Source organism: Lentibacillus salicampi (genome assembly GCF_004565465.1).
GTDB lineage: Bacteria > Bacillota > Bacilli > Bacillales > Amphibacillaceae > Lentibacillus > Lentibacillus salicampi.
Window position 1 is genome coordinate 1 of sequence record NZ_SRHY01000102.1, and the last position, 1,740, is coordinate 1,740.

The 1,740-nt window shown below is 35.7% G+C and carries 3 protein-coding genes; all 3 read left to right on the forward strand.

Going from position 1 to position 1,740, the window contains the following annotated elements; all coding sequences use genetic code 11:
• Positions 1-264: 264 nt before the first annotated feature.
• The 3 genes from E4U82_RS20100 (at position 265) to E4U82_RS19475 (ending at position 1,599) form a co-directional block, all read left to right on the forward strand.
• Positions 265-417 (forward strand): hypothetical protein, encoded by a 153-nt coding sequence (locus E4U82_RS20100; protein WP_167751513.1) that lies wholly within the window; start codon positions 265-267, stop codon positions 415-417.
• Positions 418-574: 157 nt separating this feature from the next.
• Positions 575-727, forward strand: coding sequence for a hypothetical protein (locus E4U82_RS20105; RefSeq protein ID WP_167751514.1), 153 nt, complete (start codon positions 575-577; stop codon positions 725-727).
• Between the two features lie 389 nt (positions 728-1,116).
• Complete coding sequence (locus E4U82_RS19475; protein WP_135111901.1) at positions 1,117-1,599, forward strand: hypothetical protein; 483 nt, start codon at positions 1,117-1,119, stop codon at positions 1,597-1,599.
• Positions 1,600-1,740: the final 141 nt, after the last annotated feature.

Below are 1,740 nucleotides of genomic sequence, written 5' to 3' on the forward strand. Positions count from 1 at the left end.
AAGATACCCTAAAACATACCAATAAAAAAATACAAAGGTTTGTCAAAAGTCAATTACAACAATGGGTTGCGGGTTTACCTAACTATATCAAGGTATACATGCCTGTTTTGGACTGCGAAAGTTGAGTAATATAAAGGATAAATTTATCAACCGGTAATACTAAGGGTATAGAGATGAATGAATGAATTAACTATCATGGAAGGATTATTCAGAATTATTATAATTGTGATATCCTATATAATTCTTTAAAAGGGGGTGAGATTGATGAACAGTGAAGATTTAGGTCTGAAATTTGAAGATGAAGAGGGAATTTCCCCTGATTCTAAGCAAAATCCAGGTGGCTGTGGTGGCTGTAGTGGTTGTGCCTGCGGATGTGCTTGCTGTTGTTCGAACGACGACGATCACAAATATATGTGATATTAAAAAGGAATTTTACCACTTCTTAAAAACAATAGTTTGTTTGAGTCTTACAAAGCTTACACTAACGCCTAAAAATGGGCATACTGGTATTTGTGTTGACGAAAACTTCCTAAGTCCGCCAATGAGATGAAATCTTTGAAAGGGGGTGAAATTAATGAACAGTGAAGATTTAGGTCTGAAATTTGAAGATGAAGAGGGGATTTCCCCTGATTCTAAACAAAATCCAGGTGGCTGTGGTGGCTGTAGTGGTTGTGCCTGCGGATGTGCTTGTTGTTGTTCGAACGATGACGATGACGATGACGGTTAACTAAAAAAGTATTATGACAAAAACTTGTTTAAGGAAGTTGTCCTCTTTTTCTACGAAGGACAACTTCCATTTGTGCTCCCTGCATGTACACATAAAGGATTCTAGTCCCGAACAAAGAAGGTAGTGATAACCTATAACTGAAGACTGGGTAACCACAGTGAGGTTGAATTTACACTATATGTGGTATTAAAAATAAGTATGTGACCTTTTTGAGAGTGGACCGTATAATGGAATTTAAAATATATAAATTAAATTGGAGAGTAAATGCTTCATTATATTGTTGCCCTCTTAGTGGAAACACACTATAACATTGCCAAAGTCAATATTCAAGAATCTTAACCTTTCTACGGAATAAATATATGTATTTAAAATCTCTCTCAAGGAGTGTGATGTCAATTTATATATTGGTATTTGGGTTGCTGTTTACTATTGGGGCCCCTTTAACTACGCTTATTCATGAAATAGGCCATGCCCTTGGGCTAATTTGTTCTACTAAAGATGGTGTAGCAAGAATATATATTGGTGATTTTAGTGATTCAAATAAGGAAAGTTTTAAAATAGGGAGAATACATTTTCATATTGTTTGGGGGATAGGTGGAATCTGTAAACTTGAAAACGCTAATGATATGACAACGCTACAAGGTGTTATAACTACAATTGGTGGACCGCTAATATCAGCTTTATTCACCCTTATTCTTTTTTTCTTTCTTCATGACCCGATTAATAACTATTATTTTATAACCGGAATGTTTTGGATGAACTTTTTTCAATTTTTGTTGACAATCATTCCAATGGTTTATCCAAATTGGTGGAGACCTTATGGAGGTTATCCTTCAGATGGTTATGCAGTGCTGAAGATTTTAAAAAAATAAGTTGCATACGAAATAGTATGTGTCAATCTTTTCTCGATGTGGTTGTCACACCAATATATTTGGCACTCTATTTTTGTACACGTTTTCCGGCTACCGCGCTGTCGCTTGGTGGCCTGCATGTTTTCGTCACGTTCCAAAACC